Source organism: Leisingera sp. F5 (assembly GCF_001593695.1).
On record NZ_LUKH01000830.1, the window covers coordinates 1 to 1603 of the forward strand.

1 protein-coding gene and 1 pseudogene are annotated in these 1603 nt (G+C 64.8%); one reads left to right on the forward strand and one right to left on the reverse strand.

Translation table 11 applies throughout. The features are described from left to right. Nucleotides 1-508: pseudogene (locus A2I95_RS36485) on the forward strand (phosphoglucosamine mutase); the annotation flags it as partial. 11 nt (nt 509-519) lie between these two features. Here the strand turns inward: A2I95_RS36485 and A2I95_RS36490 are convergent. Beyond that, nucleotides 520-1425, reverse strand: coding sequence for an EamA family transporter (locus tag A2I95_RS36490; protein WP_291737382.1), 906 nt, complete (start codon nt 1423-1425; stop codon nt 520-522). Nucleotides 1426-1603: the final 178 nt, after the last annotated feature.

Genomic DNA, 1603 nt, shown 5'->3' on the forward strand with positions numbered 1-1603 from the left:
GCTGGTCGCGACGGTGATGTCGAACCTCGGACTGGAACGGCACCTGGAAAGCAAGGGCCTGGGCCTGGAGCGCACAGCCGTTGGCGACCGCTATGTGGTGGAGCGGATGCGTGAGGGCGGCTTCAATCTCGGCGGCGAACAGTCCGGTCATATCGTGATGTCGGATTATGCCACTACCGGCGACGGGCTGATGGCAGGGCTGCATTTCCTGGCTGAGATGGTGCAAACCGGGAGGAAGGCTTCAGAGCTGGCGCATCAGTTCCAGACCGTGCCGCAGCGGCTGCGCAATGTGCGGTTCCGGACTGGCCAGGCGCCGCTGGAGGATACCCGGGTGCAAGAGGCCATTGCCGCCGCTGAGAAAGCATTGACCGGCCAGGGGCGCTTGTTGATCCGCAAATCCGGCACCGAGCCGCTTGTGCGGGTGATGGCGGAGAGCGAGGATGCCGGGCTGATGGCGCTGGCTGTTGACAGCGTGGTCGCTGCGGTCGAGGCTGCCGTCTCGGAATGAGGCTGGAGCGCTCAGCCGCCTCTGCCGAACAGACGGCTCAGCTTGCCGAACTGGCTGAGGCCAAGCCCGCCCAGGATCATCCCCATTGCCAGCAGCATCGAGGGCGGTAGATCCTCGCCCAGGAAGACGGCGCCCAGCACCACGGCCCAAACCGGCACTTGATAGTTGGTCAAGGTCATGAAGGTTGGCCCCGCTTCCCGCACCACGATGACCCGCAGCAGGTTGGCAGCAGCGGTGGGGATCAGGCCGAGGATGGCGGCAATCGCCAGTGTCGTTGTGTCCGGCATCACCGGCGGGCCTTCGGTGAGCCAGGCTGCCGGGAAGATGATGAAGCAGCCGATCACCAGGAAAATTGCAGCCAGCCCCAGCGGGTCCACTGGTGGCAGGCGCCGGGTCAGGATCGAGCTGACCGAGTAGCAGGCTGCTGCCGACAGGCAGGCCGCCCGGCCATAGGGCTCCAGCGCGGCGCCGCTGGTTTCAAACGCCTTGCCGCCGATCAGCAGCGCGACGCCTGCAAAGCCGATGGCAAAGCCGATCAGGCGGCGCAGGGTCATCTGCTCTCCTGGCACAAAGAAATGCGCCAGCGGCAGCACCATCAACGGGATTGCCGCCATGCTGACGCCGGTGAAGCCGGAGGAGACATGCTGCTGGCCCCAGGAGATCAGCATGAAGGGAAGGGCGGTGCTGAGGATGCCGATGATCACCAGTGATGGCCAGTTGGTTTCAGATTTGAACAGCTTGAACCCGCGCCAGCCCCAGATTGCGCCGAGCAAAAGCGCAGCAAATCCGATCCGCCCGGCGGCCAGCCAGAACGGTGTGATACCCTCTAGTGCCAGCTTGATCAGCAGAAAGGTGGCACCCCAGACAAAGCCAAGGGCAGCAATCATCATCCAATAACGCGGGGCGATGCCGGGCACGGTCTTCTCCTGCGGTTCACCGCGCGACAAGACCCCGCCGGGCGGGCGGGGTCAATGGAATTGCTTTGTTATGTATCGAAGTGTTTGCGTGTCAGACCGCGCGTGAGCGGCGGCGGCGGCTGAGGAGCAGGCCGCCAAGGATCAGCGCCAGCGCGGCAAACAGCTGCGGCGGCAGGGT